The sequence below is a fragment of the Rhodococcus pseudokoreensis genome (assembly GCF_017068395.1).
GTDB lineage: Bacteria > Actinomycetota > Actinomycetes > Mycobacteriales > Mycobacteriaceae > Rhodococcus_F > Rhodococcus_F pseudokoreensis.
The window spans coordinates 5,413,366-5,429,368 of sequence record NZ_CP070619.1 but is presented as its reverse complement, the minus strand read 5'-3'; the positions used below and the strand labels follow the sequence as shown (position 1 = coordinate 5,429,368).

Below are 16,003 nucleotides of genomic sequence, written 5' to 3'. Positions count from 1 at the left end.
CGGCACACGGCGTGGAGGAAGGACGAAATCGTGCGGGTCACCCCACCTGTCCGTGCCCTCGGCAGTCACCTCGTTTTCAGTGAAAGGCGCGCATGGTGCCGGTCGCGAGGTACCGCTGATGGAACGAGAACGCCTCCCCGAGCAGATGCGGCGTATGGCCGGCGGCCCCCGGAGCGGCCTGCGCCCGCTCGACGTAGTCGGTGAGCAGCGGCCGGAATTCGGGATGCGCGCAGCGCTCGATGATCACCCTGGAGCGGCGACGTGGCGACAACCCCCGCAAGTCGGCCAGGCCCTGCTCGGTCACCACTACCTGGGTGTCGTGCTCGGTGTGATCGACGTGCGGGGTCATCGGGACGATCGACGAGATCGCCCCGTTCTTCGCCGTGGACGGGCTCAGGAACATCGACAGATAGCCGTTGCGCGCAAAGTCCCCCGACCCGCCGATGCCGTTCATGATCTTGGTCCCCATCACGTGCGTCGAATTGACGTTTCCGTAGATGTCGGCCTCCAGCATCCCGTTCATCGCGATGATCCCCAGCCTGCGTACCACCTCGGGGTGGTTGCTGATCTCCTGCGGGCGGAGGCGGATGTGTTCGCGGTAGAAGTCGATGTTGGACGTCAACTCGGCGATCCCGGCCTCCGAGAGCGCCAGCGCCGTTGCCGACGCGAACCGGACGGTGCCGTGTTTGATCAGGTGCAGCATGCCGTCCTGGATCACCTCGGAATAGCAGGTCAATCCCCGATACGGGCCACGGTCGAGACCACCGAGGACGGCGTTGGCGACGTTCCCGATGCCGGCTTGCAGCGGCAGCAACGTGCTCTCGGGGAGGCGTCCACGCCGGACCTCGTGGTCGAAGAACTCCAGCACGTGGGCCGCGATCGCTTCGCTGACCGCGTCGGGGGCCGTCAGCGGGCTGGCGCTGTCGGGCGCATTCGTTTCCACGACCGCGATCACCTTGCCCGGGTCCACCCGGTAGTGGGGCTGACCGATACGGTCCTCGACGTCGGTGAGCTCGATCGGTCGGCGGTGCGGGGGCAGTGCGGTGCCGTAGTAGATGTCGTGAATGCCGTCCATCGCGTCCGGGACCCACGAGTTGACTTCGAGAATGACCTTCTCCGCGACATCGAGCCAGGTCTTGTTGTTTCCGACGGACGCGGACGGAATCAATTCGCCGGTCTCGGTGATGCCGGCGACCTCGACGACGGCGACGTCCACCGGGCCGTAGTAGCCTTCCCACACCTGCTGCGCCACGTGCGACAGATGTATGTCGACGTAGTCCATCCGCCCCGCGTTGATCTTCTGCCGAGCCGTGGATTCCGCTTGGTAGGGCATCCGCAGCGCGATTCCGTCGACCTCGGCAAGCATGCGCTCGGTCTCGGTCGAGACGGACGCCCCGGTCAGCAGGTCGATGGTGAAGTTCGAGCCGGCCGCGCGGGCAGCGTGAATTCGGCCGACCAATGCCGGGATGATCGCCTTCGGTGTGCCTGCACTGGCGAAGCCGCTCACCGCGACGGTGTCACCGTGACCGATGACCTTCACCGCCTCCTCCGCCACAGTCACCTTCTGCCGGAATACCGAGTTTCGAATCCGGCTCGACTGCGACGCGGGGGCACTGATCTGGATGTTCACGGCGGCCAGTGTAGGAGCGCGGGATGTGATGCGGACACCCCGAAAAGGGGGGATGTTCGCCAGGTCATAGGGGTAACGCGCCGGCGACGGCGACCCTCTACCGTTCGTCGCGAGCGGCGCGCCGCTCGTCGGCGGAGTCGGCACGCCCGTCGAAATAACGCTGAACGTCTCGCCGACGCGTGATCCTCGTCACCACCACGCCTCTCGGTGCCGCGAGCGGGGCGCACAACGATCCTCCCCCTTCTTCCGACGCTCGGTCACAAGCAGCAGCGCAGGCCGCCGTTCTGGTCGTCACTCCTCGTGATGGTCCGGATACGCGGTGACGGCGAGGAACCGGATGGGCAACCGCACGAGGTCGTTGGGACCGTGCAGGCCTTCGCCGTCGAGGAGCAGCGAGTCGCCCGGCCGCAGCGTGTACTCGGCCTCGCCGTGCCCGTAGACCATGACGCCTTCGAGCATGTACAGCAGTTCGGTGCCCGCGTGCTGGAACAGCGGAAACGTCTCGCTGGCGTCGGTGAGCGTGACCAGCACCGGTTCGAGTCGCTTGTGCTGCCCGCGGAGGGCGCCGAGAAGTTCGTAGTGGTGCCCCACCCGGGTGCCGCGTCCGACGATGACCGCACCGTGGCCCGCCTCGACGTACACGGCGTCGCGGGCGGTGTCGGCGCCCCGGAACAGGGAGGTCACCGGCACGTCGAGTCCGGCGGCGAGACGCGCCAGCGTCGACAGACTGCACGAGGTCTGCGAGTTCTCGATCTTCGACAGCATCGCCTTCGAGATCCCGACCTTGGCCGCCATGTCCCCGACGGATAGTCCGCTGGCCTTGCGGAGCGCCCGGACCTGCCTGGCGATCACCTTCTCCAGATCGGGCCCGGTCGGCGTGTCGGACGGCACCTCCCGCTCGACGGGCGCGGGGTCTCCCGTGTCGCGGTGAACCTCGGTCTCGGGTCGAGTCGTCACGTCCGCATCGTAACAGCGCTGTTTACTGCCAGGAAACCGCGACTCAGCGGCCCTGGACGGCGAATCGGTGCGCATACGAGCAACAACCATGCGCGTGCGTGCAAGACGGCGCCGCCCCCTCGCCCGCATGCTTGTGACAGCCATCACAACACCACCGGGAGAGTTGACGCCATGACCGCAGTACACGAGAACGTCAGTGCCACAGGGCTTCCTGATGGAACCGCCACGCAGCTGTTCATCGGCGGGCAGTGGCGTCCGGCCTCGGACGGCGGAACGTTCACGGACCTGAACCCGGCCACCGGCCGCCCCCTCGTCGACGTGGCCGCCGGAACCGGGCAGGACATCGACGACGCCGTCCGGGCCGCCCGCGCCCAGCTGAACGGTGAATGGGGATCACTGCCCGGCGCCGCCCGCGGACGGATCCTGAACAGGGTCGCCGATCTCATCGAGCGCGACGGCGAGATCCTGGCCCGGCTCGAGGCCCTCGACGTCGGCAAGCCCGTCGGCCAGCCCACCATGCTCGACATCCCGATGGCGGCGGGCACGTTCCGGCACTTCGCCGGCTGGGCCGACAAGATCACCGGCCAGTCCATCCCGACCGCCGGGTACTTCGGTCAGCCCACCCACTCGTACACCGTCCGGGAACCGGTCGGCGTGATCGGCGCGATCGTCCCGTGGAACACCCCGCTGATGATCTCGGCGTGGAAGATCGCCCCCGCCCTGGCCGCCGGGAACACCCTGGTGGTGAAGCCGCCGGAGGACGCACCGCTGTCGATCCTGCACCTCGCGACGCTGCTCGAGGAGGCCGGACTGCCGGCAGGCACCGTCAACATCGTGCCCGGCCTCGGCGAGATCGCCGGCGACGCACTCGCCGCTCACCCCGGCGTCGACAAGATCAGCTTCACCGGCAGCCCTCGCGTCGGCCGGATCATCGCCAAGCGCGCCGCGGACACGTTCAAGCGCACCACCCTCGAACTGGGCGGCAAGTCCCCGCAGATCATCCTCCCGGACGCCGACCTCGAGGCCGCCATCAACGGCACCGCCATGGGACTGTTCTTCAACCAGGGCGAGGTCTGCGCCGCGGGCACCCGCATCCTGGTGCACCGGTCGCTGTACTCGCAGGTCGTCGACGGTCTCGCCGCCGCCGCGTCCGCGCAGGTTCTCGGCGACCCGTTCGACCCGGCCACCACGATGGGCGCCCTGGTCAACGCGAAGCAGCGCGACACCGTCCTCGACTACATCGCGGCGGGACGCAGCGAGGGCGCTCGCGTCGCCGCCGGCGGTGGCCGCCCGGACGGGGACGGGTTCTTCGTCCAGCCGACCATCTTCGCCGACGCGAACAACGACATGAAGATCGCGCGGGAGGAGATCTTCGGACCCGTCGGCACCGTCATCGCGTTCGACACCACCGACGAGGCGATCGCGATCGCCAACGCCACCGACTACGGGCTCGCCGCCTCGATCTGGACGCGCGACGTCTCCCACGCCCACATCCTCGCCGGCAAGGTCCGGGCCGGAGCGGTGGCCGTGAACGGCTGGGCACCCATCGATCCCGCCCTGCCCTGGGGCGGCATGAAGACCAGCGGCACCGGACGCGAACTCGGCTGGGCCGGAATCGAAGCCAACACCGAGGAGAAGGTCGTCACCATCATCCTCTGATCCCGTACACCATCGACGTCGTCGGACAGGAGCAGTAAACATGAAGACCCAGGCCGCCGTACTGTGGGAGCCCGGTCAGCCGTGGCAGATCGAAGAACTGGAACTCGACCCGCCGAAGCACGGGGAGGTGCTGCTGCAGTTGGCGGCGTCGGGGATGTGCCATTCGGACGAACACGTCAGGGACGGCAGCCTGCCGCTCGAGTACTACCCGTTCATCGGTGGGCACGAGGGTGCCGGTGTCGTGCTCGAGGTCGGTCCCGGGGTCACCAGCGTCGAGAAGGGCGATCACGTCGCACTCGGATTCATCCCCGCGTGCGGGCGGTGCCGGCAGTGCGCGACCGGACAGTCCAGCATCTGCGATCTGGGTGCCCACCTGCTCGAGGGGTGGCAGATCTCGGACGGCACGGCGCGGCATCACGTTCGCGGCAAGGACGCTGCCATCCAGTGCCTGATCGGGACGTTCTCGCCGTACACGGTGGTCAACGAGGCGTCGTGCGTCAAGATCACGAAGGACATCCCGCTCGACAAGGCGGCGCTGGTCGGCTGCGGTGTCACGACCGGCTGGGGGTCGTCGGTGTACGCCGCCGGCGTCCAGGCCGGTGAGACCGTCGTGGTGATCGGCATGGGCGGCGTCGGGTGCGGGGCGGTTCAGGGCGCCGCGCTCGCCGGCGCCCGGCACGTCGTGGTCGTCGACCCCTCGGAGTTCAAGCGGGAACAGGCCAAGATCTTCGGCGCGACCCACACCGCGGCGAGCATCGACGAGGCACTCCCCCTCCTCCAGGACCTGACGTGGGGCCAACTCGCCGACAAGGTGCTCATCACCGTCGCGAATGCGAGTGGCCGCATCATCGCTCCGGCGATGAGCCTGGTGGCGAAGGGTGGCACGTGCGTCCACGTGTCGGTCGGCGACGTCACCCAGAACGACGTCGATCTGAACCTGTTCGATCTGACGGCGATGCGCAAGACCCTCAAGGGCGCATGGTTCGGGAACGCGAACATCCGGTTCGACATTCCGCATCTGCTCCGTCTGTACATGGAGGGTCAGCTGAAGCTGGACGAGATGATCACGAGGACATACACACTCGACCAGATCAACGACGGCTACGAGGCCATGCGGAAGGCCGAGAACGTCCGCGGCGTCATCATGTACTCGTAGGTGCTCGCACCGGGGGCGGTGGGGCGGCGTGCGCGCCGCCGCTCCCGGCGTGGTTCTCTGTCACGGACGCCCGATATGTCCGTTGATTCGTGATGGAGTGCCATGCCGTACGTGTTCCTGCTCGCCGCGATCGCCGCCGAGGTGTTCGGCACGAGCCTGCTGAAGTCCACCGAGGGTTTCACCCGGCTGTGGCCGACGGTCGGGTGCCTGGCCGGGTACGTCGTCGCGTTCCTGTTCCTGTCGCAGGCGGTCAAGACGGTGCCGGTCGGGATCGCCTACGCCCTGTGGTCGGGGCTCGGGACTGCGGCAATCGTCGCGATCGGGGCCGCATTCCTCGGTGAACCGCTGACCGCGACGAAGATCTTCGGACTGGGTCTCGTCGTCTCCGGAGTGGTCGTGCTCAATCTCGGCGGAGCTCATTGATACCGTGGTCGCATGATCGCTGGTGGGACAGGTACACGTCGTGCCTAAGCTCGTGGATCACGACGAACGTCGGCGAAGCATCACCGCCGCCGCCTGGCGGCTGATCGCGGCCCGCGGCATCGAGGCCGCGAACATGCGCGACATCGCCACCGAGGCCGGGTACACCAACGGCGCCCTGAGCCACTATTTCGCCGGCAAGGACGAGATCCTCCGGACGTCGTACGAGCACATCTCCGAGGCCACCGATCGCCGGATCACCGAGGCACTCGGCGACGCGACCGGCCTGGACGCCCTGCGCATCCTGTGCCGCGAGGTGATGCCGATCAACGAGGAGAAACTCCTCGAGGCCCGGATCGCCGCCTCCCTGTGGCCGCGGGCCATGTACGACGAGCAGATGGCCGCGACCAACCGGCGGACGATGGACCGCTGGCGTGAGCAGATGGCGATCTTCCTCGAACAGGCCCGCGAGGAGGGCACCGTCGGCGACATCGACGTCACCATCGTGGTCGAACAACTGCTCAACATGATGATGGGCATGCAGATTCTGGGTGTCCTCACGCCGGGCGAGACGTCGTCGGAGCGTCAGCTGGAGATGCTCGAGCGGTTCGTCACCACTCTCTGATTTTTCGTACGCTCGTCCAATTCCGTTGCTGCGGAGTCCGATAGCGCACCTTTGACCGGACGCCCAGTATGTCCGGATCCGAAATTCACTGTTTACACGAGGGCACCTCGGCTGTAACGTACGTCACTAAGCTTTTTATTCAACACCCGTAGAACCAAAGGATCGCGACATGCCCACCCTTTCCCCTGCGCGTATCGACCACCCGCTGTCGCTGCCGACCGTCGAAGAGATCGCATCGCTCCGCGAGATCCTCGAGGCCGCCGACGCGCTGACCGAGCAGACGCGATTCGTCTACGTCGGTCTCGAGGAACCGGACAAGTCGACGCTGTACCCGGCCGAGACCAACGAGACCGATCGCCGATTCCGCGTTCTGCTGCACGACATCTCGTCGCCGAACGCCGTGGACGTCGTGGTGTCCGTGACTCAGCGGTCGGTGATCAGCTCGGTCACCCTCGACGCCACCCGCGACGGTCAGATGCCGGTCCTGGACGAGGAATTCGAACTCGTCGAGCAGGTGCTGTCCGCCGACGAACGCTGGCTCGCCGCGCTCGCCGCCCGCGGACTCGACGTCGCCGACGTCCGGGTCGCTCCCCTCTCGGCCGGCGTCTTCGACTACCCCGGCGAGACCGGCAAGCGGATCCTCCGCGGGCTCGCGTTCCGCCAGGACCACCCGAAGGACCACGCCTGGGCCCACCCGATCGACGGGCTCGTCGGCTTCGTCGACGTCATGAACCGGACCGTCACCGACGTTCTCGACCTCGGCGCCGTCCCGATCCCCGAGGAGTCGGGCAACTTCGACGACCTCGCCGTCACCGGCCCGCTGCGCACCACTCAGAAGCCCATCGAGATCACCCAGCCCGAGGGCCCCAGCTTCGTCGTCGACGGCAACCGCGTCGACTGGGAGAAGTGGTCGTTCCGCGTCGGCTTCGACGCCCCGCGAGGGACTGGTCCTCCATCAGCTCGGATTCGCCGACGGCGACCACATCCGCCCGATCATCCACCGCGCGTCGATCGCCGAGATGGTCGTGCCCTACGGCGACCCCTCACCGGTCCGGTCGTGGCAGAACTACTTCGACACCGGCGAGTACATGGTGGGCCGCTACGCGAACGCCCTCGAACTCGGCTGCGACTGCGTCGGCGACATCACCTACTTCGACGCCGTCATCGCCGACGAGTTCGGCAGTCCCAAGACGCTGAAGAACGCGGTGTGCATGCACGAGGAGGACTTCGGCGTGCTGTGGAAGCACACCGACCTGTGGGCCGGCTCGGCCGAGACGCGCCGCCAGCGCCGCCTGGTCGTCTCCTTCTTCACCACGATCGGCAACTACGATTACGGCTTCTTCTGGTACCTCTACCTCGACGGCACCATCGAGTTCGAGGTCAAGGCCACCGGCGTCGTCTTCACGTCGGGTCACCCGGGCGGCGACTACCCGTACGCCTCGGAGATCGCCCCCGGCCTCGGCGCCCCGTACCACCAGCACCTGTTCAGCGCCCGCCTCGACATGATGATCGACGGCGACCGCAACTCCGTCGAGGAGGTGCAGACCAAGCGGGTGAAGATGGGCCCCGGGAACGTGCACGGCAATGCGTTTACCCTCGAGCGCACACCCCTGACGAAGGAATCCGAGGCACAGCGCCTCGCGGACAACAGCGTCGGACGGGTGTGGCACATCAGCAACCCGAACAAGCTGAACCGTCTGGGCAAGCCGGTGGCGTACGCGCTGCACCCGGAAGGGCAGCCGATCCTGCTGGCCGACGACGACTCGTCGATCGCGGCGCGGGCGACGTTCGCCACCAAGCACCTGTGGGTCACGCAGTTCGACGAGAAGGAACGTTACGCGGCAGGCGATTTCGTGAACCAGCACTCCGGTGGCGCCGGACTGCCCAGCTTCGTGGCCGGCGACCGCGATCTGGAGAACGAGGACCTCGTCGTGTGGCACACGTTCGGTCTCACCCACTTCCCGCGACCGGAGGACTGGCCGATCATGCCCGTCGACTACACCGGATTCACGTTGAAGCCCAACGGCTTCTTCGACCGCAACCCCTCCCTCGACGTGCCCCGTACGACGTCGAAGCACTGCTCGACCGGAGGCAGCAGCTGCCACTCGGACGGAGGCACTCATGTCTGACACCACCACGGGTTCCGGAGCCGGCAAGCTGCGCGGATCCATCGGCGTCGTCGGGATCGTCTTCCTCGTCATCGCCGCCGCCGCTCCCCTCACGGCGATCGGCGGCGCCCTGCCCGTCATGATCGCGATCGGTAACGGCGCGGGCGCCCCGACCGCCTATCTCATCGCCGCGCTGGTACTGCTCGTCTTCAGCGTCGGATACGCGGCGATGAGCAGCCACATGGTCGACACCGGCGCGTTCTACGCCTACGTCGCCAAGGGTCTCGGCGAATCCTGCGGACTCGGGGCCGCCGGCCTCGCGTTGCTGACCTACACCGCCATCCAGGCCGCCGTGTACGGCCTGGCCGCCGCGACCATTCAGGGACTGGTCGTCCAGTACGGCGGACCCGACCTGCCCTGGTGGATGTGGGCGCTGGTCCTCATCGCGCTGGTGGCCGTGCTCGGGTACCGCAGCATCGATCTCGGCGCCAAGGTGCTCGGCGTCCTCCTCGTCCTCGAGATCGGCATCATCCTCGCGCTGTCGTTCGGTGTCCTGGTGCGGGGCGGGGCCACGGGTATCGACTTCGCGTCGTTCACCCCGACGTCGTTCTTCAGCGGATCCCCCGGTGTCGCATTGATGTTCGCGATCGCGTCGTTCATCGGCTTCGAGGCGACCGCGATCTACGGCGAGGAGGCCCGCAACCCCCGGCGCACGATCCCGATCGCGACATACGCCGCCGTCATCGTCATCGGACTGGTGTACGCCCTGGCCAGCTGGGCCGTGGTGCTCGCGTTCGGCAGCGACAACGTCTCCGCGGCCGCCGCCGCCGACCCTGCCGGGCTGACATTCGCCGCCGCCGCGCAGTTCCTGGGCGGACCCGCCGCCGACGTCATGGCGATCATGCTGGTCACGAGCCTGTTCGCCGCGCTGCTCGCGTTCCACAACGCCATCTCTCGGTACGTGTTCGCCCTGGCCCGCAAGGGTGCGGCCCCGCGGGCACTGGCCCGCACCCACCCCAAGCACGGTTCCCCGCACGTCGGCTCGATCGCCCAGACGATCTCCGCGACCGTGGTCGTCGGTGTGTTCGCACTCGCCGGCGCAGACCCGGTGCTGCAACTGTTCACCTGGATGGCGGGTCTGGCCACCGTGAGCATCCTCGTGCTGATGGTGCTCACCAGCGTCGCGATCATCGCGTTCTTCGCCCGCACCCGGCTGGACACCCGGCTCTGGCACACCCGCATCGCCCCCGTGCTCGGATGTGTGGGCCTGGTGGCCGTCACCTGGTTGGTGCTCGACAACTTCACCACCCTGATCGGCGGGTCGGCACTGCTCGCGGACATCCTGCTCGCCGTGATCGCACTGTTCTTCGTCGCCGGACTGGTCGTCGCCCGGGTCACCCGGCAGAGCCGCGCCGACGTCGGGCAGCACCGCGAACTCACTCCCACGATCTGAGTCCGACGATGTTCGAGATCCCTGCCGTGCACGCGGCGATGTTCGTCGGAGCGGTCGGGGCCCTCGTCCCGATGTGGCGATCGCACGGAACCGACTGCCGGGTTCGGATCGCGCACGGCGCGATGGCGCTGTCCATGGTCGCGATGATGATCCCCGGCATGCCGGCAGGGATCCACCTGCTGGAGGGCGCCGTCCTCATCGGCCTCGCCGTATTCGTCACCGGTGAGACGATGCACCGCCGGACCGCGATTCCGTGCGCGGTCGACCTCACGGCCATGGGGGTGCTGCTGCTCCTGGCGCCGATGTCCGCTGCCACCCCGGCGGCGTCGGCGCCGGCACCCTCCGGCCACCACCACGGTGGCGCAGGAATCTCGACGGGCTGGCTTCCCCTCGTCGTGCTCGTGTGCTGGGCACTGTCGACCCTGTATCTCTTCCGCTCCACCCCGCGCCGCGAACGCTCCGGCGTCAAGACCGCGGCAGCGGGATCCGCACTGATGATCCTGGGCATGGCTCCGATGGCCGTCTGACCGCCCTCCCACCGACAGCACCCTGGAGGAACCGATGAGTTACGCCGATGCCGTCTACACCCGCGGCAAGGTCTTCACCGTCGACGAGGACTTCACGATCGCCACCGCCCTCGCGGTCCGTGACGGACTCGTCCATGCGGTGGGCACCGACGCGGAGATCGAGGCCCTGATCGGACCGGACACCGTGGTCACGGATCTCGAAGGGAAGACGATCCTCCCGGGGATCAACGATTCGCACCTGCACGCCATCGCCTACGGACTCGACACGCCGCCGCTGTCGCTCGACGTGTCGTTCCCGGCCGTCCGGTCGATCGCCGACGTCCGCGAACGCGTGCGGGAGGCCGCGTCGGCCGCCGAGGACGGCGCCTGGATCATCGGAACGGGCTGGGACGACGGCTATCTCGACGAATGCCTCGCCGAGGACGGGCGGACGCCGACCCGCTGGGACCTCGACGAGGTGTCCCCGAACAATCCCGTGTTCCTGCAGGACTTCTCCCGGCACACGTCGTGGGTGAACAGCGCGGCGCTCGCCCTCGCCGGCGTGGACGAGACGACCCCGTTGCCGCCCGGCAGTCTCATGCCCACCGGCGAGGACGGTCTGCTGACCGGCATCGTCATGGAGGGGGCGCAGGCCCTCGTACAGCGGGTTCTGCCGGCCCTCACCCGGGATCGCCGGGAGGAAGCACTCCGCTCGGCGATCTCGATCCTGCAGAGCGAAGGAATCACCAGCTTCACCGACCCCGCGATCGGCCCCGGCGGCGAAGCGCTCGCCGGCGGCGCGATGGGCGCGGAGGGCCTGTCGGTGTACGCCGACCTCGCCCGCCGCGGAGAACTGGGCGCCCGCGTCAACCTTCTCCTCCTGCCCACCGGAATGTCCGGTTCCGCCGAGGATTTCGGGAAGAACCTCGCCGGCATCGACGTCCCGGACACGGTGGACCCGCGAATGTTCCGGGTCCTCGGGGTGAAGGTGTTCGCCGACGGCATCCCGCCGAGCAAGACCGCGTGGATGCACGAGGAGTACGTCGGCGGCGGCTGCGGCTCCCTGTGCGTCGGCGGCGACACCGACGAACGGCAGGTGTACGAGGTGACCGAGATGGTCCGCATCGGCCACGATGCCGGCTACCAGATCGGCGTGCACGTCACCGGCGACCGCGCCATCGACACCGTCGCCGAGGCGATCATCGCCGCACAGAACGCGCACCCCCGCGCGGATGCCCGGCACTACCTGATCCACGGCGACTTCATCAGCGAAGCCACCCTGAAGCGACTGGCCGACAACGATATCGGCGTCAACATGAACCCGACGATCAAGTGGACGATCGCCGACCTCGAGGTCGGTGTGGTCGGAACCGAACGCGCCGCCTACGAATGGCCGTACCGCAGCGCCGTCGAATCCGGGGTGCACCTGATGAGCAGTTCCGATGCACCGGTCACACCGCCCGACTGGCGCCAGGGCATCTCGACGATGATCCTGCGGGAGAGCAAGGCCAGCGGCGCGGTGAGCGGACCCGACCAGACCATCGGACTCGCCGACGCCGTCCGAACCTACACGATCAACGCGGCCTGGCAGGACTTCGCCGAGGACTGGAAGGGGTCACTCGAGGCCGGCAAGGTGGCCGACCTGTGCATCCTCGACGGCGACCTCGAGACCATCGACCCGCACGACATCCCCGCGATGCAGGTCGTCACGACCGTGCTGGGTGGGAAGGTCGTGTTCGAGCGCGTCACGGAGAGTGTCGCGTAGGCCCGATACCGACGACATCCGAACGGCCGGTTCACCACTGCTGTAGGTGAACCGGCCGTTCGGCGTCCGGGCACGTCACTGCGCCCAGGCGGCCTCCGCGATCCAGTACTCGCTTCCGTCGGCGCTGATTCCGCGTTGCCAGTCGGTGGTCCGCCGCAGGTTCGGCTCGACGCGCGCGGTGGCCACGTCGGCGCCGTCCGGCCCGTCCTCCCGCACCTGCCAGTGCACCCAGTTCACTTCGTTGCCGTGCTCGTCGTGCACGAACAGGTCGACGTGATGCCAGCCGTAGCGGTGGGTGTCGGCGTAGCAGGTCAGGAACGTGCGATGGTGATGCGAATAGTCCACGAGGTACCTCCGGGGCCGCGGTGGTTTTCCCATAACGCTAGAACCGGATCGTGCTCAACGGAATCCAAGAAACCTTTACCCCGGCGAGTCGTGGCCGCTCAGAGGTTCGGGTCGACCGGCAGCGTGAACGTGAAGACCGCCCCGTGCGGATCGTTCTCGCGCGCGGTGATCGTCCCGCCCTGGCGGGTGATGATGCGGTGGCTCAGCGCAAGTCCGATTCCGTGACCCGTGGACTTCGACGTGAACGCGCCGTCGAAGATTCGGCCGTCCGGGACGTGCGAGAGACCCTTGCCGTGGTCCTCGACGCTCACGACGCCCTCCGTCGCGGTGGCCTCGGTGCGGACCGTCACGATGCGGTCGGCGGCCGGCCATTCCGCCATCTCGTCGATGGCGTTGAAACACAGGTTCAGGATGACCTGCCCGGTGAGCACCCGTTCGCACACGACGGCGACCGGTTCGGGCGCGCGGAGATACTCGACGTGAACGCCCTTCTGCCGCGCGCGGATGTCGGCGAAATACGCACATTCGTCGACGATGTCGTTGAGGTCGACGATCTGCTGGGACTCCTCGAGTTGCGTCACGTATTCGCGCAGGCTCCGGACGATCTGATTGGCCCGGTCGATCTGCTTGCGCGCCTCTCCGAGGCCCCAGCTCACCTCGTCGCGACTGCTCTGCCCGTCACCGAGGCGGCTCTGCGTTCCGGCGATGAAATTGGTGGCGGCCGCGAGCGGCTGGGCCAACTCGTGCGCGATGGCCATGGCCATGTCGCCCATCGCGTTGTAGCGGGCCAGATAGTTGAGGTATTGCGAGTCCCGTTCGTGCTCCTGTTCGGTGCGGACGTGCTCGGTGACGTCGTGGAAGAGCAGCAGGTGCCCGCTCAGATCATTCTCGATCGCAATGTGCTGGCAGCTTCCCGCGTGCCAGCGGCGCTCCTCGGCCGTCAGTTCCACCTCGTAGCGCAGGCTCTGCGAACCCCCGTCGGCGGTGGTGAGGTCCAGGGCCCGCCGCACGCTCTCCCGTGACTGCCCCGCCCGGCAGAACTCCGTGAAACGTTCGCCGACAAGCGATGCCACCGGGACCTTCAGGAGTTCCGACGCCGCCTCGCTCGCATACGTGATGCGGCTGTCGTCGTCGAGGACGAGGATGCCTTCGGCCATGTTCCGCAGGAACGCGGCCAGCCGGGCCTCGGTGCGGCTGAGGTCGGCCTCGGTGCGCGTGAGGTCGCGGCGCATCGACGTTTCCTGCTCGATGTCGCGGAACTGCACCATCACCACGGTCCGGGCGCTCAACTCGACCCGGATCGCGATCGCCTCCGTCAGGACCTCCCGCCCGCTCTTCGCCCGATACGCCCATTCGGTGACCGCCGCCCCGTTGTCGACGGCCTCCTGCAGCCACCGCCGTCCCACCGACCGCCGGTAGCGCTTCGCCGGGGAGCTCATGTCGGGGGCCTTGAGCGGTTTGAGTTCCTCGACCGTGAACTCGAGCAGTTCCGACGCAGCCCTGTTGGCCCAGAGGATGTCCTTGGTCGCCGCATCGTGGACCAGGACGCAGTAGCGGAGCGACTCGACGAGTTGTTCGTAGTCGGACGGCGCGAGATCGGACAATGCGGCCTCCTTGGGCTCACGTCGAGTCTACTGAGCGTGCAGACCGCGGACACGATAGGGAATTCCTTTACTCCGAGGCGACATCTCTGCACGTGTGCGGGAGGAAGCACCGATTGAGTGATGCCCGCCACCGCAATAGCGTGGAACTCGACACGAAACACGCCCCACCCCTTCTACTTCGCGTCGATCGGAGTATTTGATGACCACCACCGCACCGACCCTCGACACGACGGGCACCGCCGCGAACGGGACGCTGTCGTTCGAGGACGTCCTCGAGCACGTCGCACTGCGGCGGGAAGAGTTCGCACGCCAGAAGTTCGTGCCTCGCGACATGATCGACGAGTTCAAGCAGGTCGGCATCTACCGCGCCGCGACCCCCCGGCAGTTCGGCGGCGACGCACTGCCCCCGAGCGAGTTCCTGCGGATGATCGAACGAATCTCCGCGGTGGACGCGTCGGCGGGCTGGGTCGCGAGTTTCGGCTCCGCCCTGGTCTATCTGGCGGCGCTGCCCCTCGCGACGCAGGCCGAGTTGTACAAGGACAGCCCCGACCTCGTCTTCGCCGGCGGCCTGTTCCCGGTGCAACCCGCCGAACAGGTGCCGGGCGGCCTGAAGATCAGCGGGCAGTGGAAGTTCGCCAGCGGATGCAAGGGCGCCGACATCCTCGGCGTGGGCATCCGCGGCGGCGACTCCACCGCGGGCAAGCCCCGCACCGCCCTGCTGTGGCCGAAGGACGTCGAGATCGTCGAGAACTGGGACGTGGTCGGCCTCTCGGGTACCGGTAGCCACGAACTGAAGGTCGACGGCGTCGTCGTGCCCGAGGACTGGACGTTCATCCGCGGCGGAACCCCCACCGTCGACGAACCCCTCTACCGCTATCCCTCCATCGCGTACGCCGCGCAGGTGCTGGCCGTCGTCAATCTCGGAGTGGGACGCGCCGCGCTCGACTACGCGATCAAGGTCGGTGCGGGACGCACCGGAATCACCGGGGCGCCCAAGCTCGCCGACCGCGCCTACTACCGCATCGACCTGGCCAAGGCGGAGGCGACGCTGCGGTCCGCCCGCGCCTTCTTCTACGAGGTCACCGACGAGGCGTACGCCACGGTGGTCGCCGGCGATCCCGTCCCGGAAAAGCTTGCGGCCCTTCTCCGCCTGTCCTCGACCCACGTCGCGAAGGCGGGAGCGTCCGCCGTGCACACCGCATTCCAGTTGTCGGGCACCGGCGCCATCTACGACGGCAACGCCATGCAGCGGTACATGCGCGAGGCCCTGGTCCCGCCGCAGCACGCCTTCCTCGGCGACGGCATCTACGACAGCGCCGGTGCCGTGCTCATGGACATCCCGCCGTTCCCCGGCTTCATCTGAGCACCGACCGCACCCCGACCACCGACCCTTCAGGAGTACACCCATGACCGCACCACTGCGAGTGCTGTTCTGCATCGGCATCAACCAGAACTTCTTCGACCTCCCGACCGGCCAGGGCGGCCTGGTGTGGAAGGCGTTCTCCGGGATGATGGACGCGCTGGCCGAGACGCCCGGCGTCCGAGTGATCGGGGACATCGACGACGACAGCCACATGGTCGGACCGTCGGACGGCTGGCCGTGGACGTGCTACATCCTCGCCGACGTCGACACCCAGCAGACCGTCAAGGACGTCTGCAACCTGTTCCGCACCACCACGGTCGGCGAGTACACGCTGTGGCGTTACGCGAAGATCGAGGCCCGCATCGGCCGCGCGCTCACCGTCCGCGAAGACGTCGACCTCGGCGTGTGAGCG

13 protein-coding genes and 1 pseudogene are annotated in these 16,003 nt (G+C 67.8%); 10 read left to right on the top strand and 4 right to left on the bottom strand.

What is annotated here, in order from left to right; translation table 11 throughout:
* Window positions 1-76: 76 nt before the first annotated feature.
* Entirely contained in the window at window positions 77-1,639 is a 1,563-nt protein-coding gene (locus JWS13_RS29970; protein WP_420855056.1) for an acetyl-CoA hydrolase/transferase family protein, read from the bottom strand.
* Window positions 1,640-1,921: 282 nt separating this feature from the next.
* The gene (locus tag JWS13_RS29965; protein WP_012689757.1) at window positions 1,922-2,587 is read right to left on the bottom strand and encodes a helix-turn-helix domain-containing protein; all 666 of its coding nucleotides are present in this window, start codon (window positions 2,585-2,587) and stop codon (window positions 1,922-1,924) included.
* Between the two features lie 171 nt (window positions 2,588-2,758).
* Here JWS13_RS29965 and styD point away from each other — a divergent pair, with 171 nt between their 5' ends.
* The 8 genes and pseudogenes from styD to JWS13_RS29925 all read left to right on the top strand — a co-directional run bounded on the left by styD (window position 2,759) and on the right by JWS13_RS29925 (window position 12,279).
* The gene (styD, locus tag JWS13_RS29960) at window positions 2,759-4,246 is read left to right on the top strand and encodes a phenylacetaldehyde dehydrogenase StyD (protein WP_206009001.1); all 1,488 of its coding nucleotides are present in this window, start codon (window positions 2,759-2,761) and stop codon (window positions 4,244-4,246) included.
* Between the two features lie 40 nt (window positions 4,247-4,286).
* Window positions 4,287-5,402, top strand: coding sequence for an NDMA-dependent alcohol dehydrogenase (locus JWS13_RS29955; RefSeq protein ID WP_009475608.1), 1,116 nt, complete (start codon window positions 4,287-4,289; stop codon window positions 5,400-5,402).
* Between the two features lie 102 nt (window positions 5,403-5,504).
* Complete coding sequence (locus tag JWS13_RS29950) at window positions 5,505-5,825, top strand: DMT family transporter (protein WP_206009000.1); 321 nt, start codon at window positions 5,505-5,507, stop codon at window positions 5,823-5,825.
* Between the two features lie 52 nt (window positions 5,826-5,877).
* Complete coding sequence (locus JWS13_RS29945; RefSeq protein ID WP_087559832.1) at window positions 5,878-6,447, top strand: TetR/AcrR family transcriptional regulator; 570 nt, start codon at window positions 5,878-5,880, stop codon at window positions 6,445-6,447.
* A 169-nt stretch (window positions 6,448-6,616) separates the two neighbouring features.
* Window positions 6,617-8,576: pseudogene (locus tag JWS13_RS29940) on the top strand (primary-amine oxidase).
* Window positions 8,569-10,008 (top strand): APC family permease, encoded by a 1,440-nt coding sequence (locus tag JWS13_RS29935; RefSeq protein ID WP_206008999.1) that lies wholly within the window; start codon window positions 8,569-8,571, stop codon window positions 10,006-10,008. The pseudogene JWS13_RS29940 and the gene JWS13_RS29935 overlap by 8 nt, the downstream one beginning before the upstream one ends.
* Window positions 10,009-10,016: 8 nt before the next feature.
* Window positions 10,017-10,535: a DUF5134 domain-containing protein gene (locus JWS13_RS29930; RefSeq protein ID WP_206008998.1), complete on the top strand. Its 519-nt coding sequence runs from the start codon at window positions 10,017-10,019 to the stop codon at window positions 10,533-10,535.
* 34 nt (window positions 10,536-10,569) lie between these two features.
* A complete protein-coding gene (locus JWS13_RS29925; RefSeq protein WP_206008997.1) occupies window positions 10,570-12,279 on the top strand; it encodes an amidohydrolase in 1,710 nt (569 codons plus the stop codon).
* Window positions 12,280-12,354: 75 nt separating this feature from the next.
* Here JWS13_RS29925 and JWS13_RS29920 read toward each other — a convergent pair whose 3' ends face one another.
* Entirely contained in the window at window positions 12,355-12,624 is a 270-nt protein-coding gene (locus JWS13_RS29920; protein ID WP_083395744.1) for a hypothetical protein, read from the bottom strand.
* Between the two features lie 98 nt (window positions 12,625-12,722).
* Window positions 12,723-14,228 carry a PAS domain-containing sensor histidine kinase gene (locus JWS13_RS29915; RefSeq protein WP_206008996.1) on the bottom strand — a complete coding sequence of 502 codons (1,506 nt, stop codon included), beginning with the start codon at window positions 14,226-14,228 and terminating at the stop codon, window positions 12,723-12,725.
* A 199-nt stretch (window positions 14,229-14,427) separates the two neighbouring features.
* On the opposite strand from JWS13_RS29915, the gene JWS13_RS29910 reads away from it, so the two are divergent.
* Window positions 14,428-15,591 carry an acyl-CoA dehydrogenase family protein gene (locus JWS13_RS29910; RefSeq protein ID WP_206008995.1) on the top strand — a complete coding sequence of 388 codons (1,164 nt, stop codon included), beginning with the start codon at window positions 14,428-14,430 and terminating at the stop codon, window positions 15,589-15,591.
* Between the two features lie 43 nt (window positions 15,592-15,634).
* Entirely contained in the window at window positions 15,635-16,000 is a 366-nt protein-coding gene (locus JWS13_RS29905) for a hypothetical protein (protein ID WP_072937004.1), read from the top strand.
* The last annotated feature ends 3 nt before the right edge of the window (window positions 16,001-16,003 follow it).